Source organism: Stenotrophomonas maltophilia, assembly GCF_013464485.1.
Classification (GTDB): Bacteria; Pseudomonadota; Gammaproteobacteria; order Xanthomonadales; family Xanthomonadaceae; genus Stenotrophomonas; species Stenotrophomonas maltophilia_AW.
The window spans coordinates 99697-116708 of the sequence record NZ_RAUX01000033.1 but is presented as its reverse complement, the minus strand read 5'-3'; the positions used below and the strand labels follow the sequence as shown (position 1 = coordinate 116708).

Here is a 17012-nt window from a genome sequence, read left to right as displayed (position 1 = left end):
CTTATTCCCAGCCGCTTCCGCATCTGCTCTACAAGTTTAAGCTTGACCACAAACTCCCTGGTGAACCTCGCACCGGAATCATGGGCGGTCATGCGCTTCACTGCACCACCAATGATCACGTCATCCGCAGACGCGACATTCTTCCAGCTGAACGCACTTCTATATTGCGCATCCACCTCAACGCCCAAAAGAACTTTATTGAGCTCTTTAAGCTCCTCCTCCTGCGTGACCCAACGGGTCGAGATCGAACTTCCCCAAACGGTCCTGGCCGCCCAGTCCTCGAGGGGAATCGTCATTAGAAGCGAGGCAACGAAGCCGAGCGCAAGGCCGAGAATCACAAGGACGATGCCCCACCCAAGCCATGAAGTAGATGCGCCAAAACCCTGAACAAAGACAGATGCTGCGTATATAGCAAGAGCGAACCCACCAGCAAATAGCGATGCCCCTTGTAACAAATGTGCAGCAAAAGCGCCGCCGCGGCCATTCTTCACATCGTCCGCAGCAGCAATAAAGCTCTGCGCCGAATCAATGAACGAACCAATAGCGGCAAACAGAGCAACGGTGGCCTCCAGACGTTTGGCCAGCACCTTCTTGAGAACATTCTGTGCGTACGATTTTGCGACATCGAGGAATGCCGAGACCACTCCTAGACCCGCCGAGAAGAAGCTGAAGATGGCGTCCCGACGCTCCTTCGCCGTGCCAACTTCCATCTTCTTCCATGCCTTGGCAATTTCCATTGCCTGGATGATGCCTGCGCCTGCACTCATCACGGTAGGCGCATCGGCAATTACCTTGGGAGTGGCCGAAGCCAGGCTCATCAGACCACTGGACCCCATGGTAATGGGAGCCGCTGCAACAGCAGCCGCGGCGCCCGCAGCCGCCGTCGATCCCGGCGCCGGTCGCGCACTTGCCACCGATTGCCCCTGCTTGGCCGTCGACTGAAGCGCGCGCAACTGCTCTTCGCTCTGGTTGGTCCAGAGATGCAGTTTGACGCGCGCGTCTGCTGCCTCACCCGCACCAGCCAGCTGGAGCGAGCTTCCGCTTCCAGCCACCAGGCTCTTCACGCCATTCTGCTTGCCGGCCGGCGTGTCGGCTGCAGCCGCAGTGAATGCCCTTGAGACCTCACGCCATGCACGACCGGCCATGCGCAAAGGTGCGTCCACGATCAGATGCGTAATCTGTGGCGCGGCTCGTTTGACCATGCTGCTGATCAGGGCCATCACCCGGTCGTACAATGCCGGAGAAAGCGTTTTCTTCACCTTACCCGCGCCAAGCGCCACGGCGCCTACCATCGCGATCAACGGGCTGGCATATGCACGTGCAAGCACCCGCAGCGTACCGACATGCTTCACGGCCAGCGCGGAAGCTTTCCCTCCCTGGTTGGACTCGCTGAGCTTCTCGGCCAGATCAAGCAAATTATTGAGAATGTCGGTCGCCTTGTTCCTTTGCCCCTCTTCCACACTCCACGCGGCAAACTGATCAAAACTATCCTGTTGATTGCCCAGCATTGCCCTGACCAGGAGGTTGTCCTTGTTGCTTGGATCATCCTTTACGAAGTCTGCATACCATGCAACTGCTTCATCGTCGATGGGCCCACCATGCAACAGATTCGCAACTACCTGGCTGTAATAGATGCCATCGGCCGGGCTGGTCTCATCGAAGTCGAACTCGGTGATCAGTTTGCGACCATTCCACGACAGAAGATCGCGATGGTCCCCCTGGATCCGCTTGCGCAGCGCCTTGTCTTCGGTGGAGAACCTGCCGAACTCCTTCAGGTAATCCTCCCAGCCCAACCACTTCCCGGTGACGGTGTCACGCGTCCGGCCCGACGCCTTTTTTTTGATCTTCTCGATCAGCTCAAGCGCATCGGCCTCGAACGCACCACCGGGCACGCTCACGTTGCCGTAGCCGTTCTGCCCGCTCGAGGCCACGCCGCTGCCCCAAGGACCGCTCATCGGAATAGCGATCGGCGACCAACTCGCAGACGACGGAACAATGCCAGCCTTCTGCCGGGCCTCGAATTCAGCCTTCGTGATCATTTCCGCCCGAAGATCCATTGCGGACATCGCCGGCGGATTGCGATCACGGAAGTCGGCCTCGCGAACCCTGGCCTGCTCGACCAGCATCTGCTGGACGCCCACCAGCGTCACAGCTGTCTGCAGGCGCCGCGCACCGTCCCTTTGCGCCATCAACCACTTCACAGCCTTGCTGGGCAAGGTCAATCGCAGGTGCGCGGCTTCATGGGCCATGCCAACCGGGTCACTGACACCCAGGATCAACGGCCGCTTGGCGGCCGGATCCTTGGAGGTAGCCGCGATTGCGGCAGCCGCTGCTGCAACGTCCTTTGCGGATTCGCGCCGCTCTTCGGTCTGGGCATCTTCAGAAGCAGGCTTCTCCGGGACCTTGCCATCCTTGTCGAGCGCTACCTGCCCGGGACGGTGAGGATTTCCGCGCAGACCTTCAAGCATGCGACCACGCTCAACGTCGTAGTCCACGATTGCCCCCTGGATCGCCCCATCCGAAAGCGCCAGCACACGGTCACTCTGACCGTTGGACGCGTTCAGCCGGGTAAAGCGCTGATTCAGGAGTTCCGGCTTTGCAGCGTAGTTCTGCCTTACCTTCAGGGACAGCGGCACTTCGCTGAAACCTACCCAGACCTCGCCCGCTTTGGAAGGCTCCTTGATGTTGATCAGCATGGCGGCGGCATAGCCTGCCGCACGCTCACAACTGAAGCGCGGCATTTCCTCTGGCAGGGGCGGATTCTCCAACGGAATCGGGCTGACATAGCCCGCCTCGTCAACTGCGTAGGCCTCCCACCCGTCCCCACCAATCAGCGCATGCATCTCTGAAGTCTGATAGTAGACGTAGACGTACCCCGTCCTCAGCGTACGCATGACATAGTCGGAGAACTTCAGGTCCGGCGCAGAAAGCCCAGCCATCAATTGGCGTGTCTGCACGCTTGATCGAGCGGCGTATCGTGCCTCCGCCAACCCCGGCCGGGTAAGCAGCACGGGCAATCCGGATTTGACGCATGACGGGCAACCACCAGCGCTGCACGCCTTGGTTCCCCTGGCCGCGCTGATGGCGTTGCTTGAGTATCGATTGCTATCACCTGAAGCCATAGCTTCTCTCTCCTTGAGTGGTCTCCAGATGGCGTGCGCCGGATCCGCCCTGCCTTACAGACATGGCCATGGCATCCCACCTGCTATCGGGAACTGCAGAAAGGGCCAGAGCAAGATTCGCGCCCTGCGCCTGCGATGCGGCTACAAGGTTCCGAAGCTCTGGTGACCTAAGAACATGATTGTCTACCTGCAATGCGTACGCTCCAAGCAGCACTTGGTCATGCAGCCCTTGTGCTCCAGCCGCCCGCGCCTCGGAAAGTGCGAACTCGGCCAGCTCAAGGTAGTTCTCGGGCAGGGCGGGCGCAAACCGCGCCCATCCTCTGAGCATGCTCTGCACAGCTTCGCAGTCGTCAAGCATGGTCACATCGAAATTCCAAAGATGCTCACTGCGCTCCCCCCGTGGTGTCATTGGCACGTGGAGTTCAGCAACACTCGAATCTCGCCCCAACACCAGGATCTGCGTCATGGGCCCTGCCATGAATGCCTGCTGGGCTGCGTCCAGGCGGCGCCACAGCCACTTCAGTACCCGCCGGTCCGCCAGGCGAAGGTATCTCCGCCCCTGTCCTGCAACCCGTATCGTACAGATCATGGCCCAATGTCTGACGACTTCGTCGGGATGTGAGTCGAAGCCAATCCACGGCCCGATAGCGAATCCATGTTCCGCTTCACGCTCAGAGTCCCGTTGCTCTTCCAGCGCTTCAAGGCAGGTGGTGTGCAGCAACGCGACGCCATGAGACGTGGCTTCCAGCAGAAGGAGGTACGGAAGGCGGGATGACACCCTGTCACGGAGCGGCACATTGATTCTGATTTTTGCTGCGCCCAGGTCCGCCAAGAACCCATCATCAAATGGATCGTGTACGAATGGATCAATGACTGCAGCGGCCCAACGCGGCTGACGTACTCCGTGCAGCCTTTCGCCGACGTCCCGGACCAACGACTCAAGTGAGTGATGAATCATCTCAGATAACTGCAGCGCCAGCAGTTGCCAGCTCGCTGTCCTTTGTTGGGCACGCCTTGAGGTCACCGGACGGCACCGCCAGCTCCCCCGCCACACTCGCCGGCCCCACCCACTCCCGCTGGCTCGCCTTGAACTCCACCTTTCCCGGCGCGCCCAGCTCGATGTTGTCGCCTTCAATCCGGATGTAGGCGCCCGCCGCGGTCGCCAGCAGGTGCTTGCTCGGCGCCGACAGCTGCACGTCCGCTTCGGTACTGGCGATGCGCACCTGCGTCTTGGCCGCCACGATCGCCTGGTTCTTGTGTGCGCGCGCACTCACCTTGCCCTGTGCCGCGTGCAGCGCGATGCCGCGCTCCTGGTTCGGGCTTTCGCCACTGGGCTGCACGCCCGCGGTGTACAGCACCAGGCCGCCGGCCACGGCCATCGTCAGTGAGCCCTGCGTCATCCAGTTCAGCGCCACGCCGCTGGCCAGGGTGGTGTGGGTGCCGCTCACCCAGACCTGGTCGGCGGGGGTCAGGCTCAACACGCCGGCCACGCCACTGCCCAGCAGCACCGGTGCGCTCCAACCCGGTGCTTCGCCGTCGCCGCCCGCGATGCTGCCCGCGGCACTGCCGCTGTGGGTAGCACGCAGCGCTTCCTGCAGCTCGGTCAGGGCGGTATCGACCGGCAGCTCTTTCGGGTCACTCGGCAGCTGCGCCTGCTGGTTGGCGGCCGATTCTGCCAGCTGCTGCAGCAGCTGCTGGCTTTCCTGCAGCTGGCTCAGTGCCTGCGGCGCCGCCATCTGCGGCGTGCCCTGCTCGGTGGTCAGCAGCAGCCCGCGGCCGGCGCGCAGTGCGCCCTGGGCCTGCGTGGCCAGCTCCACGCCGAAGCCGCGCTCGCCCTCGCGCACGTTGTCCTGGCCGCCCTTGAGGTGCCCCAGGGTGAGCGTGGTCTCGTGCTGGGTGGTGGACAGCTGCGCGCGGCCCTGCCCGGGCGTATCGTCGAAGCGCAGCTGCTGATACCCACCGGTACCGCCCTGGCTGTCGGCCAGCGCCTGGCTCTTGAAGCCGGTATACACGGCCGCGTGGTCGTTGCCCTCGAACCAGGCGGCGGCGTTGCCGGTGGCGTTGGCGCCACCGCCGTTGATCTGGTTGTGCTGCGCATCCTGCTGGCCACGGCCGTTGTAGACCGCGCCGACCACCACCGGGCGATCGATGTCGCCCTCCAGGAACGCCACCAGCACTTCCTGCCCACGGCGCGGCAGCACCACGCCGCCCCAGTTGTCGCCAGCCCAGGGCGTCATCACCCGCACCCAGGTCCAGGCGCCACCGTTGGCCGGTGCATTGTCGTCGCCACCGGGGTGGGCCAGGCCGCTGCTGGCGTTACCGCCGCGCTGCCACGGGAACTGCACCTTGATGCGGTGATCGCGGTCGGACAGCAGCGGGTCACCGTCGCTGACCACGATGGCACTGAGCGTGCCGGTGATGGTCGGCCGCGGATGCAGGTGTGCACCATGGCCGTCCTCGGTCTGGGGTCGATAGTTCACTTCGGCCGGGATGGCGACGAAGCGGTTGTCGTAGAACGCGGCGGACACGTCATCGGGCGCATCGCCATAGGCCAGCCCGGACAGTGCGCCAGGCAGCGTCGGTACGGTGACGCTGGCCGGTCCGAGGGTCTGTTCCAGCGCGTCGAACACGTCGGCATCCAGGTTGTTGCGCGCCTGGTGCCGCACCGACAGGCACAGGAACGACGCGTCCTCGCCCACCTGCGGATGCTGCGACAGGCTGAAGCGCGCGCCCGGCGCCAGCGCTCGCCACTGGCCGGCGCCTTCGATCGTGTGCGCGCGCACGCGCAGCGCATCCAGATGCTGCTGCGCGCGCCGCTGGCCGCGGGCGTTGTCCTGCCAGCCATACGGGCCGCAGGTGTCGCGGTCGACGATGCCCAGGTCGTTGCCCTGCCCGGCCTCGGCACTGGCCTGGCGGCGTTCCAGCGTGCGGTAATCCCAGGTCGCACGCTCGACCTTGCCCGGCCGCCAGCGGTGCGCGGTCGACCACTGCTGCACGCTGTCGCTGCGCTCGCTCTCGTCACGGCGGTGGAAGCGCACGCTGCCCAGTTCGGCCGTGTCATGGCTGTGGTCGGCCAGCACCAGGGTGTGCGTGCCGAAGTCCGCGCTGCCGGGCTCGCCGGCATGCTCGAACCAGTAATAGATGCCCTCTTCGGCCAGCAGGCGCTGAACGAAGGCCAGGTCGCTTTCCTGGTATTGCGTGGTCAGGCTGCGCCGCGCGTACTGGCTGGCGTCACCCAGCGACCAGCGCCAGGCCGGTGCCAGTCCGCCGTAGTCGGCGAACAGGTCCTCGACGATCTCGACCACAGTCTTGTCATGGAAGACGTAGCTGTCCACCCGCTGCGACAGGAAGGCCAGCCACGGCTGCAGACGCAGCCGATAGCGGGCCAGGCCGCCGTTGCTGCCCAGCCGCTCGGCGGCGGTGATACGGCCATGCAGCGGCCGCACGCTACCATCGGCCTGTTGCAGCTGCAGCAGGGCGCCCTGCCCGATCAGCGGCGCCAGCGCCAGGCCGGCGTCCATTGACAGGGCGGTGATCGTCCACTGGAAACCGATGCCGTCGATCTGCTCGACGCCATCGAGGGTTTCGGCGACCAGCACGTCGCTGCCCAGCGACGTGTGCAGCCGCAGGAAGCGCTGTGCGTGCGAAGGGCCGGCCAGCGCGGCCCGCAGGTTGTTTACCAGATCCATGGTGCTTCCCCGGCTTCCCGTGCTTCAAGGTGGTCTGCATGCGGCATGCGCATCGGTGTACTCCGCTTCCCGCTTCCGCGCGGCCTGCGCCCCTGCAGGGGCGACAGGCACGCACGGCCATCAGGCAGCCTGGACGATCTCTTCCAGCTGCAGGCGCACGCCTTCGCTGATCTTCAGGCGGTAGTCGCGGCCGCCGGCGGTGATCTGCAGCTCGCGCACGTTGCTCACCAGCTGCGGCTTGCCGACCACCGGGGCATCCATGTGGATGCGCCAGGAACCGCGGCTGATCTGCGCGGCGATGTTGCGTGCATCCTGGCGCGCGGCCGGCAAAGCGGTGTCCAGCAGTTCGATCACGTGCTCGGGGCGCAGGCGGTTCCAGGCACGTACACGGTCCAGTTCACGACCCAGGCCCAGTTCCAGGCTGTCGCAGTGGTTGAGGGCGGCTTCGCGGTCAAATCCATAGAATTCCATAGCGTTCTCCTTATGCTCAGTGTCAAGACACTTTGTATTTGAAGTCACCCTTCTTGCCGGCGGTGACCTTGATGGCGTTGATCCGGTTCCCCTCGGCCATTGCCGCCAGCACGCTCTCGGCGATTTCCGGCAGCAGGGTTCCGTTGAGGATGTGGTCAACGTTGCGCGCACCCGAGTCCACTTCGGTGCAACGCGCAAGCACGGCCTCCACCAGGCTGTCGTCCCAGCTGAAGGTGGCCTTGTGGTTGGCGATGACGCGGTCGCGGATGCGGCCGAGCTTGAGCGTGATGATCTGCGCCAGCACGTCATCGTTGATGGGGTAGTACGGCACCACCTTCAGGCGGCCCAGGAAGGCCGGCTTGAAGGTGCGCATCAGCACCGGGCGCAACGCATCGGACAGCGCTTCGGCACCCGGGATCTCTTCGGCCGGCTTGTTCAGGCAGGCCTGCATGATCTGCGACGAGCCGATGTTGGAGGTGAGGATGATGAGGGTGTTGCGGAAGTCGATCTCGCGACCTTCGGCATCATCCATCATGCCCTTGTCGAACACCTGGAAGAACATCTCCAGCACGTCCGGATGGGCCTTCTCGACTTCGTCAAGCAGCACCACGCTGTAGGGATTGCGGCGCACGGCCTCGGTCAGCACGCCACCTTCGCCGTAGCCGACGTAGCCAGGCGGCGAGCCCTTCAGGCCGGACACGCTGTGCGCTTCCTGGTACTCGCTCATGTTGATGGTGACCAGCTTGCGCTCGCCGCCGTACAGGATGTCGGCCAGCGCCAGTGCGGTCTCGGTCTTGCCGACACCGGACGGGCCGACGAACATGAACACGCCGCGCGGCTTGTTCGGATCTTCCAGCTTGGCGGTGGCGGTACGCACGCGCTGTGCGATCGCATCCAGCGCATGATCCTGGCCGATCACGCGCTCGACCAGCAGGTTGCCCAGCGTGCGCACGGTACGGATCTCGTCCTTGACCATGCGGCCCAGCGGCACGCCGGTCCACGCCGAGACGATCTCGGCCACCACGGTGCCATCCACCTGCAGCGGCACCATCGGCGTCTCGCCCTGCAGCTCGCGCAGCTCGGCCTGCAGCCGCGCCAGTTCGGCGTGCTGCGGCGAGAGTTCCGGCTTGGCCTTGCCACGCTTGGCGGCCGGCTTGGCCACGGCGACATCACCGTCGCCCTCGTCGCTGGCCGGCTCGGCCTCGCCCGACGCGGCTTCGCCCTGCTCCATCTGCTGGCGCAGTGCGGCGATGCGGCCGGCAAGGTCACGTTCGCGGCCCAGGCGCTCTTCGTTGCTGGCCAGCACGGCCTGCGCTTCGGCCTGCTGCGCATGCAGTTCGGCCAGGCGCTCCCCATGCTGGTCACTGCCGCCAGCGGTCTCGCGCTGCAGTGCACCGATCTCCGCCTGCAGGCGGTCCAGGTGCTTGCGGGTGTCTTCGATGATGGCCGGCGTGGCGCTCTGCCCCAATGCCACCTTGGCGCACGCGGTATCGAGCACGCTCACCGCCTTGTCCGGCAGCTGGCGACCGCTGATGTAGCGGTGCGACAGGCGCACCGCCTCGGTCACCGCCTCATCCAGCACGCGGATGTTGAAGTGCGATTCCATCAGCCCGACCATGCCGCGCAGCATCGCCGCGGCCAGTGACTCGCTCGGTTCCTCGACCTTCACCACCTGGAAGCGACGGGCCAGTGCGGCGTCCTTCTCGAAGTACTTCTTGTACTCGCTCCAGGTCGTGGCAGCGATGGTACGCAGTTCACCACGCGCCAGCGCGGGCTTCAGCAGGTTGGCTGCATCGTTCTGGCCGGCAGTACCGCCGGCACCGATCATGGTGTGGGCTTCATCGATGAACAGGATGATCGGGTGAGCGCTCTTCTTGACCTCGTCGATCACGTTCTTCAGGCGGTTCTCGAACTCGCCCTTGACGCTGGCACCGGCCTGCAGCAGGCCCATGTCCAGGGTGTGCAGCTCCACGCCCTGCAGCACGTCCGGCACATCCTTGTCGGCGATGCGACGGGCCAGGCCCTCGACCACCGCGGTCTTGCCGACGCCGGCTTCGCCGGTGAGGATCGGATTGTTCTGGCGGCGTCGCATCAGGATGTCGATCACCTGGCGGATCTCGCCATCGCGGCCGATCACCGGATCGATCTTGCCCTCGCGCGCACGCTGGGTCAGGTTGGTGGTGAACTGATCCAGCGCAGGCGTCTTCGACAGGCCGCCCTTGGCCTCAGCCGGCGCCGCGTCGTCGCCCTCGCCGGCTTCACCGCCGGCCGAAGCATCGGCGAAACGCACGGTCTGGACTGCTTCCTGCGAGCCCTCGGTGAGCTTGGCGAAGTCGTGCTTGAGCTCATCGCGCTTGAAGCGCACGAACAGCTTCGAGCCACGATAGGCCAGCTGGGCCAGATCGGGCTCGGTCAGCAGCGCCAGCAGCAGGTGGCCACTGCGGATGCGGGTGGTTTCCGAGTCCAGCGAGGCGATCAGCCAGGCGTGCTCGAACAGCTTCGGAATGTGCTGGGAGAACACCGGCGTGCGGCTGTTGCCGGTCTTGAACTGGCTGATCTCATCATTGAGATCGCGCTCCAGCGACTCGGGCAGGATGCCGCTGCGCCGTGCGATCAACACGAAATCGCTCTGCGGCTGCTCGAGCAGCGCCAGGAACAGGTGCTCCAGGTCGACCTCGTAGTTGCCGCGCGCCATGCACAGGTTCGCAGCGCGCTCGGCCGCCTGGCGGCAGGTGTCGTCCAGCTTGCTGATCAGGGTTTTGAGGTTGATGCTCATGCGGAAACGCGCACTCCTTGCTGGAACCGTTCGGGGGCCGGCGGCACCAACACCACCGGCACGATGTCATTGCAGCGTGTGGATGCCATACGTGGTGTCCTCACGCGGGGTCGCCTGTGGCGCGGTGCACAGGTAGCTGTCCCAGCCCAGGCGCACACCGCCGCCCATGCCGAGTGAACTGCCCTCCACATCTTCCGCGCGCAGGACCAGGCGCACTTCGTATTCGAGGATGCCGCCGGTCAGCAGCGACAACCACTTGGACAGCGCTTCGGCCGCACTGCCGCCCGGCAGGAAGGCGTCGAACTGGTCGCGGCGCAGCGGGCCGATGCGCAGTCGCAGGCGCAGGTCGCGCTGCCAGACGCGATCGCCGGCCAACGCGCTGGCGCCCAGCACGGCATTGGCCTGGCCCAGCCGCGTGGCCTGCCCGGTCGGGACCCGGTACCACGCGCCCACGAACTGCTCCAGGTGCAGCGGCACCTGGAAGTAGTCCGACAGCACGCGCTGCATCAGCGCCGCCGACACCGGTCGCTGGCGCACCGCGCCCGCGTAATAGGCCACGGCCTGGTCGAAGATCTCGCCCTCGCCTTCGTGCAGGCGGTCGCGCAGCTCGCTCATGCCCATGCCGAGCAGCGACAGCACCAGCGGCAGGAAGCGCTCGCGACGGTCCAGCTCGTACTGCAGCGCCAGCCTGTGCTTCTTCCAGGCGGCGTAGTGCAGCGACACCGCGCGGGTGGAGAAGATGTCCAGAAACGCGCGTGCAGTACGGTCGCGCTGGTACAACTCCCGAAGCTGCAGGGTTTCGGTGTAGTGCAGCGGCAAGGCGCCGGCGGTGCCGAGCAGGCCCATGAACTGCGGGGTCAGGTGGACTTCGGCCAGCTCCTCGCCATGCAGGGCCTGTTCGATGGCCTCGCGATCCTGCAGCCGCTCGCCCTTGAGCGAATACACTTCGCCCTCGGCCGACAATTCGGTGGCCGGGAATCCGAGCGACAGCGAGTTGCGGAACCGCACGCGCATCGGCACGGCCTGGCCGGGCTTGACGCCCTGCCGCTGGAACACCTGCTCAAGCAACCGCACCGCCTGGAAGAACTGGAAGCGGTGCGGTTCGGTGAGCAGCTGCTGGGCTACGCCAGGATCGATTCGCCGCTGCGCGCTGGGCATCGGACGATCTCCTCCCCGCTGTCGCCGGAAACCAGCACCAGTCGGGTAAAGCTGTTGGCATGCACGTAGAGTGCGAAGAAGTGGTCCATCACCTGGGCGAAGGCGGCCACACCGGTGCCCACGAAATGGGCTTCATTGATCGTCAGGCGGATCTCCAGGCCGCGCACCACCGAGGCGAACTGGCGGCCGTGCATCCAGGTGGTCACCGGCGTCTGCTGCAGCTCGAGGATGCCGTCGATCTGCCGCGCCGAGACGTTGCTGCCGGACAGGTCGTACAGGCGCAGCATCTCCTTCAGCGCAGGCAGGCCGCTGGCGGTCAGCGACAACTGGTTCAACGACAGGTGCGAGATCAGGCGCCACTGGGCGTTGCGGCCGTGACGGAAACGCAGCGGCTTGGTCGGCTTGCGCAGCAGGCTGATCGCCTTGGCCGGGCTGCCACCTTCGATGCTCAGGTCACCGCCCGCCACACCGAAGGCCAGCTGGTTGGGCAGGTCCCGGTTGTTGCAGGTCAGCTCCAGGCTGACCGTATCGGTCTGCGGCAGCACCGGGTTGAACGACAGGTCGACGAAGCTGATCTCGGTCTCGAAGCCCGGGCTCTGCCGCGCCACGTCCTCGTCACGGCGCGCCACCCAGTACTGACCGGTGCGCTCGGGGTCTTCCCCGTGATGCAGCGAATAGAACGGGCGGAAGGCCTGGATCAGTTCACCCTGCGGGGTCTGCCGGATGCGATGCACCGAATCGATTGAGTGCACTTCATAGGCGAACGCGCGGCGGGCATCGGCCAGCACCGGGTAGTTCACCGTACGATGGGTGACACGGATCGGCTCGCCACTGGTGCGGAACAGATTGACGATGGGCGTGCAGCCCAACCGCACGTTGTGCACACCCAGCTCGTCCAGCACCATCGTGTTGCCACGGTCCTGGCCGTGCGCCTGCAGCACCAGATGCAGGGTGAAACGGCGGCTGGCACCTGCCGTCACCGAGGGCAGGTGCAGGTCGACGAAGCCGAACTTCTCCGGATAGGCGAACAGCTCGGTCAGCAGGCGATAGGCAGGATGCGAACGCGCCGGGAAATCGATCAGCGCCTCGTCATCGGCAAACCCGACCGCGCTCAACGGCACCTTGTCGAGGCGGCGCCAGCGGCCATCCCCGTCGGACTCGACGTATGCCGCCTTCACCCCCAGCATCAGCGCATCACGCAGGGCCGCGCGCACCGAGGGCTCGCCATCGAGGAACAGGCGCAGGTGATCGGTTCCCAACTGGTGGAAACCCAGCTGATCGGACAGCAGCTGGAACCCCATCGAGATCTGGCCACCGGTTCCGGCCGGCAGCGTCGTGGCCATCGGTGCATCCGCCACACTGCGGTAGACCACCTGCTGCACGCCGATCGGCGCGAGCACGACGTCGTAGGCAGTGCGGAACTCGCACGGTACGCCACGCACCGGCCGGCTCTGCAGGGCGGTGCCGCGTGGCACGCGCACCGGCGCACTCAGCTTGGATGCCACCCCTTCCAGGTCGAAATGGGCAATCGAACAGGACGGGAACGGCCGCAGGTAGTGCGGATAAAGCACGTCCAGCAGCGCGTCGGTGAATTCGGGATAGTCATCTTCGATGCGCTTGGACACGCGCGCACTGAGCAGCGCGAAGGCCTCGATCAGGCGCTCGACATGCGGGTCCTGGCTGCCCTCGGCGGAGAGCTGCAGGCGACCGGCAATCTTCGGGTAGCGCTCGGCGAACTCGCGCCCGTAACGGCGAAGGTAGCCAAGCTCGCGTTCGTAGTAAGGCAGCAGGTCCTGCATCAGGCGGCCTGCGTGCGGCGTGCGCGGGTGACCTGGTACTGCAGGGTCGAGGGTTGCAGCATCGCGTCGAAGCTGACCGGCTCGCGTGCAGGCTCCAGGTCGAGCAGCGCATGGATGGTGAAATGCAGCCCACCGGCGAACTGGTTGCCCGCGTCCAGATGGACGTTGACGTTGCGCAGGCGGCGCTCATGGCGCGCCACGGCCTGCTCCAGCGAGCGGCAGATGGCGGCACGATCGTAGGCGTTGGCCAGGCTCATCGCGGAGAAGTCCGCCAACCCGTAGGTCAGCAGCGATTGCCGGCAATTGGGGAATTCCTTCATGTCGCCTTCCTGGAACGCGGCGCGCGAGTTCAACAGCCCCTCCAGGTCGCGGGCGATGGATTCCTTGTACTGCTCCAGCGAGACGGACTTGAATACCGGCCCGGCGCCCGGTTGCTTGGGGGCGTCGTCGAACAGTTTTTCCAGCAGGCTGGGTTCGAGTCCCTTCATTGGTCGATCCACTCAGGTTCGGCATCCGTGCGGGCGGCAGCGGTGCAGCAAAGGCAAGGCCGTTCCTGGCCCTGCCCGGCGATCAGACTGCGATGGCGCACGAGGCGCCATCGCAGCGACACAACATCACACGGTGTAGTTCGGGATGTTCTTGGTTGCGCTCCACTGCGCCACGGTCTTGCCACCAACTCCGCCTTCCGGCTTCTGCTGCTGGTAAGTCCACTTGATGGCGCCGAAGCTCAACTGAACAACTTCCTGCGGCATGCCTTCCTTGTCCACGGTCGTGGTGACGCGGTGGACCAGCACGTTCAGCAGCTCGACCGTGTAGTAATTGATCGCGTTGCCGTCCTTGTCGGCGCGCATGAACTGGATCTGCGCCTTCGGGAAGGTGGTGCCGTTGGAGGCGGCCTGGTTGAGGGCCGTGGAGGCGAGGTCGATCGACTTGGTGATTTCGATCGGGGACAGGTTCACGCGGGCTGCGGTGGTGCCGCCGGAGGTCGACGCGGTGGCCGAACGCGGCTGCAACAGATCCTGCGAGAACGACTGGATTTCGATCCAGTCCTTGTGCTTGTCGTCGTGCGACTCGCCCTTGATGGTGTCAATCGAGAGGAAAGCGTGCTGCATATCTGGTCTCCTAAATTCCGTTCTTCCGTGAGATTTGATGTGCCAGGCGCGGGCCTGGCGGTTAAGGGGGGCTACGCCCTCTTGAAATAAGCGTCACTGCAATCCGGGGAGCGGACTCCCCTGGACGCTTCAGTTACAGCAAATCGTTACGACTTTTTCGCGGACGCCGGCAGTTCGGCGACCAGACGCAACGAAACAGACAGCTCATCGAGCTGGAAATGCGGCCTGATGAAGGCCACCGCGCGGTAGACACCGGGCTTGCCCGGCACCTCCGAAACCTGCACAGAGGCTTCACGCAGCGGGAACTGCGCCTTGGCTTCCTGCGAAGCGTTGTCGTCCAGCAACACGTACTGGGCGATCCAACGGTTCAGGAATTCCTCGACGTTGCCCGCCGAAGCGAAGCTGCCGATCTTCTCGCGCATCATCGCCTTGAGGTAATGGGCGATACGCGAGACCGCGAAGATGTACTGCAGCTGGGCAGACAGGATCGCGTTGGCATTGGCCGAATCGGTGTTGTACTTCTTCGGCTTCTGTGCCGACTGTGCGCCGAAGAACGCGGCGTAGTCGGTATTCTTGCAGTGCACCAGCGGCATGAAGCCGAGGTCACTGAGTTCCTTCTCACGACGGTCGGTGATGGCCACCTCGGTCGGGCACTTCAGCGCCACTTCGCCGTCGTCGGTACGGAAGGTATGGGTCGGCAGATCCTCGACCAGGCCGCCACCTTCCACGCCGCGGATCGCTGCACACCAGCCAAAGCTCTCGAACGCCTGGGTCAGCCGGGCGCCCATCGCGTAGGCGGTGTTGCACCACAGGAACTTGCTGTGGTCGGCCGCTTCGATCTCTTCGACGAAGTTGAAACCCTCGACAGTGGTGCCGTCCTTCGGGTTGTACGGCAGGCGCCCCAGGAAGCGCGGCATGGTCAGGCCGACGTAGCGGCTGTCCTCGCTCTCGCGGAACGACTTCCACTTGGCGTACTCGACCGTGTCGAACACCTTGGCCAGGTCGCGCGGCTTGCCCAGGTCGGTGAACGTCTCCAGGCCGAACATGCCTTCGCTGGCGGCGGAGATGAACGGCGCGTGCGCGGCAGCGGCGACGTGCGACATCTGCTCGATGAAGTACATGTCCTCCGGCTGGCGGCCAAGGAAATAGTCACCGATCAGGGCGCCGAACGGCGCACCACCGAAGGTGCCGAATTCCTCTTCATAGACCTTCTTGAACAGCGCGCTCTGGTCGAAATCGATGGCCGACTTGAAGTCCTTGACCAGATCCTTCTGCGGCGAATTGAAGACCTTGATCTTCATGTTCGGGCCGGTGGAGGTCTGCTGGCACAGGTAGTGCAGGCCCCGCCAGCTGCCTTCCAGCTTCTGGAAGGCTTCCGCATGCATGACCGCGCTGAGCTGCTCGGAAATGATCCGGTCGATCTCGGCGATGCGTGCATCAAGGGTGAGGTTGAGGTTGTCGGAGACCACCACGGTACCGTCCAGGACTTCCTTCGCCAGCGCGGCAATGATGTCCTTGGCACGATCATGTTCGGTCTGCGACTTGGCGACCTTGCTCTTCTCAACGATCTGGTCGAGCAGGCCCACCTCTTCGGCAACGGCGGCCTGGGTGGCCAGTTGGCTGGCTTCGGCTGACATCGATCAGTCCTCCTTGGTCACGCCGAGCTTCTTCAGCTGCTCGGTGTTGTTGAGCACATCGGTCAACAGATCTTCCAGCTTCTCGTTACCGGCCAGCTTGTTGCGGAGATCAGCCAGCTTGGTGCGCGATTCGAGCAGGCGCCGCAGCGGCTCGATCTGCTGCACCACCGCCTCGGGGCGGAAGTCGTCGATGGAATTGAACTTCAGCTCGACTCCGAACTCGCCACCGTCGTCGCTGATCTTGTTCGGCACGCGATAGACCGCGCGAGGCGCTACGCCTTCCATCACTTCATCGAAGTTGTCCAGATCGACATTGACGAACTTGCGATCCTTGACCTTCGGCAGCGGCTGCTCCGGATTGCCACTGAAATCGCCCATCACGCCGACCACGAACGGCAGTTCCTTCTGCTCGATCGCGTCACCCTTCTCCACGTCGTAGGTGAGCTGGACGCGCGGCGGGCGGATCTTCTGCAGCCGCTTCTGAATGCTTTCCTTCTTGGCCATGAGTGTCTCCTGACTGGGGCCGGCTCCGGATCAGTTGCCGATGTTCTGGAACGGATCGGAGTTGTTCGAACGGGCGGCGGGCTTGGCCGGCTGTGCGGCGGGCTGCGCGACCGGCTGTGCAGCGGCGCGGCTGCCACGGCTGCGGGTGCGCGTCGCCTTGGGCTTGGGCGTGGGATCGAGGATGGCGTCACCCATGGTGTTGCGCAGGGTGGTGGCCAGGGTCTGCGCTTCCTTGCGTGCGGTGTCCGAAGCCAGTGCACCGCGGCCCTGCAGGCGGGTCAGCGACTGGTTGGCGACACGGAAGCCGGCCACGGTGATCACGCCATCGGCAACGAGATCATTCGGATCACGCTGCAGAACCTCCTCGGCAGCCACGATCGCACGGGCGTACTGGCCCTGGTCGAACTGCAGCTGTGCGATGCGCACCCACGGCTCCTTGCGTGTCGGGTCGGCCTTGGCCGCCAGTTCGAACGCACTGATCGCGGCATCGGCGCCACCGGTGGTGACCTGCGCCTCTGCTTCGCTGAGCGTCGTTTCGAACGGCACGACCTCGGCCTTCTTCGGCGTCGATGAGCAGGCCGCCAGGCCCGACAGCAACATCAGCGCGAACATCGGCCGGTACACAGCCTTCCCCATTGCCTTCACTTCCATAGTGATCCCTCGTCGAAATTAGTTCCTAAAGGAAGCCGAATCTCCGCCGATACAACACACGGGATTCCTGCCCCTGTCGGCGGCAGTGTACAT

The 17012-nt window shown here is 64.7% G+C and carries 12 protein-coding genes; all 12 read right to left on the bottom strand.

Annotated elements, in window-relative coordinates:
* Positions 1-3122: T6SS effector BTH_I2691 family protein (locus D7Y61_RS15615; protein WP_275943048.1), on the bottom strand; the 3122-nt coding region annotated here is incomplete at its 3' end.
* A complete protein-coding gene (locus tag D7Y61_RS15610) occupies positions 3109-4080 on the bottom strand; it encodes a DUF4123 domain-containing protein (protein WP_180867567.1) in 972 nt (323 codons plus the stop codon). The genes D7Y61_RS15615 and D7Y61_RS15610, both read right to left, overlap by 14 nt.
* A 1-nt stretch (position 4081) precedes the next feature.
* A complete protein-coding gene (locus tag D7Y61_RS15605) occupies positions 4082-6811 on the bottom strand; it encodes a type VI secretion system Vgr family protein (RefSeq protein WP_180867564.1) in 2730 nt (909 codons plus the stop codon).
* 120 nt (positions 6812-6931) lie between these two features.
* Complete coding sequence (locus D7Y61_RS15600; RefSeq protein WP_180867562.1) at positions 6932-7282, bottom strand: hypothetical protein; 351 nt, start codon at positions 7280-7282, stop codon at positions 6932-6934.
* Between the two features lie 22 nt (positions 7283-7304).
* Positions 7305-10058, bottom strand: a complete 2754-nt coding sequence (tssH, locus tag D7Y61_RS15595) for a type VI secretion system ATPase TssH (protein ID WP_180867559.1) — start codon at positions 10056-10058, stop codon at positions 7305-7307.
* Between the two features lie 66 nt (positions 10059-10124).
* Positions 10125-11216 carry a type VI secretion system baseplate subunit TssG gene (gene tssG, locus D7Y61_RS15590; RefSeq protein ID WP_110712663.1) on the bottom strand — a complete coding sequence of 364 codons (1092 nt, stop codon included), beginning with the start codon at positions 11214-11216 and terminating at the stop codon, positions 10125-10127.
* Positions 11180-13015 carry a type VI secretion system baseplate subunit TssF gene (tssF, locus tag D7Y61_RS15585; RefSeq protein ID WP_153856123.1) on the bottom strand — a complete coding sequence of 612 codons (1836 nt, stop codon included), beginning with the start codon at positions 13013-13015 and terminating at the stop codon, positions 11180-11182. The genes tssG and tssF overlap by 37 nt, the downstream gene beginning before the upstream one ends.
* Positions 13015-13503: a type VI secretion system baseplate subunit TssE gene (gene tssE / locus D7Y61_RS15580; RefSeq protein ID WP_057496761.1), complete on the bottom strand. Its 489-nt coding sequence runs from the start codon at positions 13501-13503 to the stop codon at positions 13015-13017. Before tssE ends, tssF begins: the two co-directional genes overlap by 1 nt.
* A 126-nt stretch (positions 13504-13629) precedes the next feature.
* The gene (locus D7Y61_RS15575) at positions 13630-14127 is read right to left on the bottom strand and encodes an Hcp family type VI secretion system effector (protein ID WP_006465355.1); all 498 of its coding nucleotides are present in this window, start codon (positions 14125-14127) and stop codon (positions 13630-13632) included.
* 146 nt (positions 14128-14273) lie between these two features.
* Positions 14274-15764 (bottom strand): type VI secretion system contractile sheath large subunit, encoded by a 1491-nt coding sequence (gene tssC / locus D7Y61_RS15570; protein WP_110712666.1) that lies wholly within the window; start codon positions 15762-15764, stop codon positions 14274-14276.
* Between the two features lie 3 nt (positions 15765-15767).
* Positions 15768-16268, bottom strand: coding sequence for a type VI secretion system contractile sheath small subunit (gene tssB, locus D7Y61_RS15565; protein ID WP_110712667.1), 501 nt, complete (start codon positions 16266-16268; stop codon positions 15768-15770).
* Between the two features lie 30 nt (positions 16269-16298).
* Positions 16299-16919 (bottom strand): tetratricopeptide repeat protein, encoded by a 621-nt coding sequence (locus tag D7Y61_RS15560; RefSeq protein ID WP_180867556.1) that lies wholly within the window; start codon positions 16917-16919, stop codon positions 16299-16301.
* Positions 16920-17012: the final 93 nt, after the last annotated feature.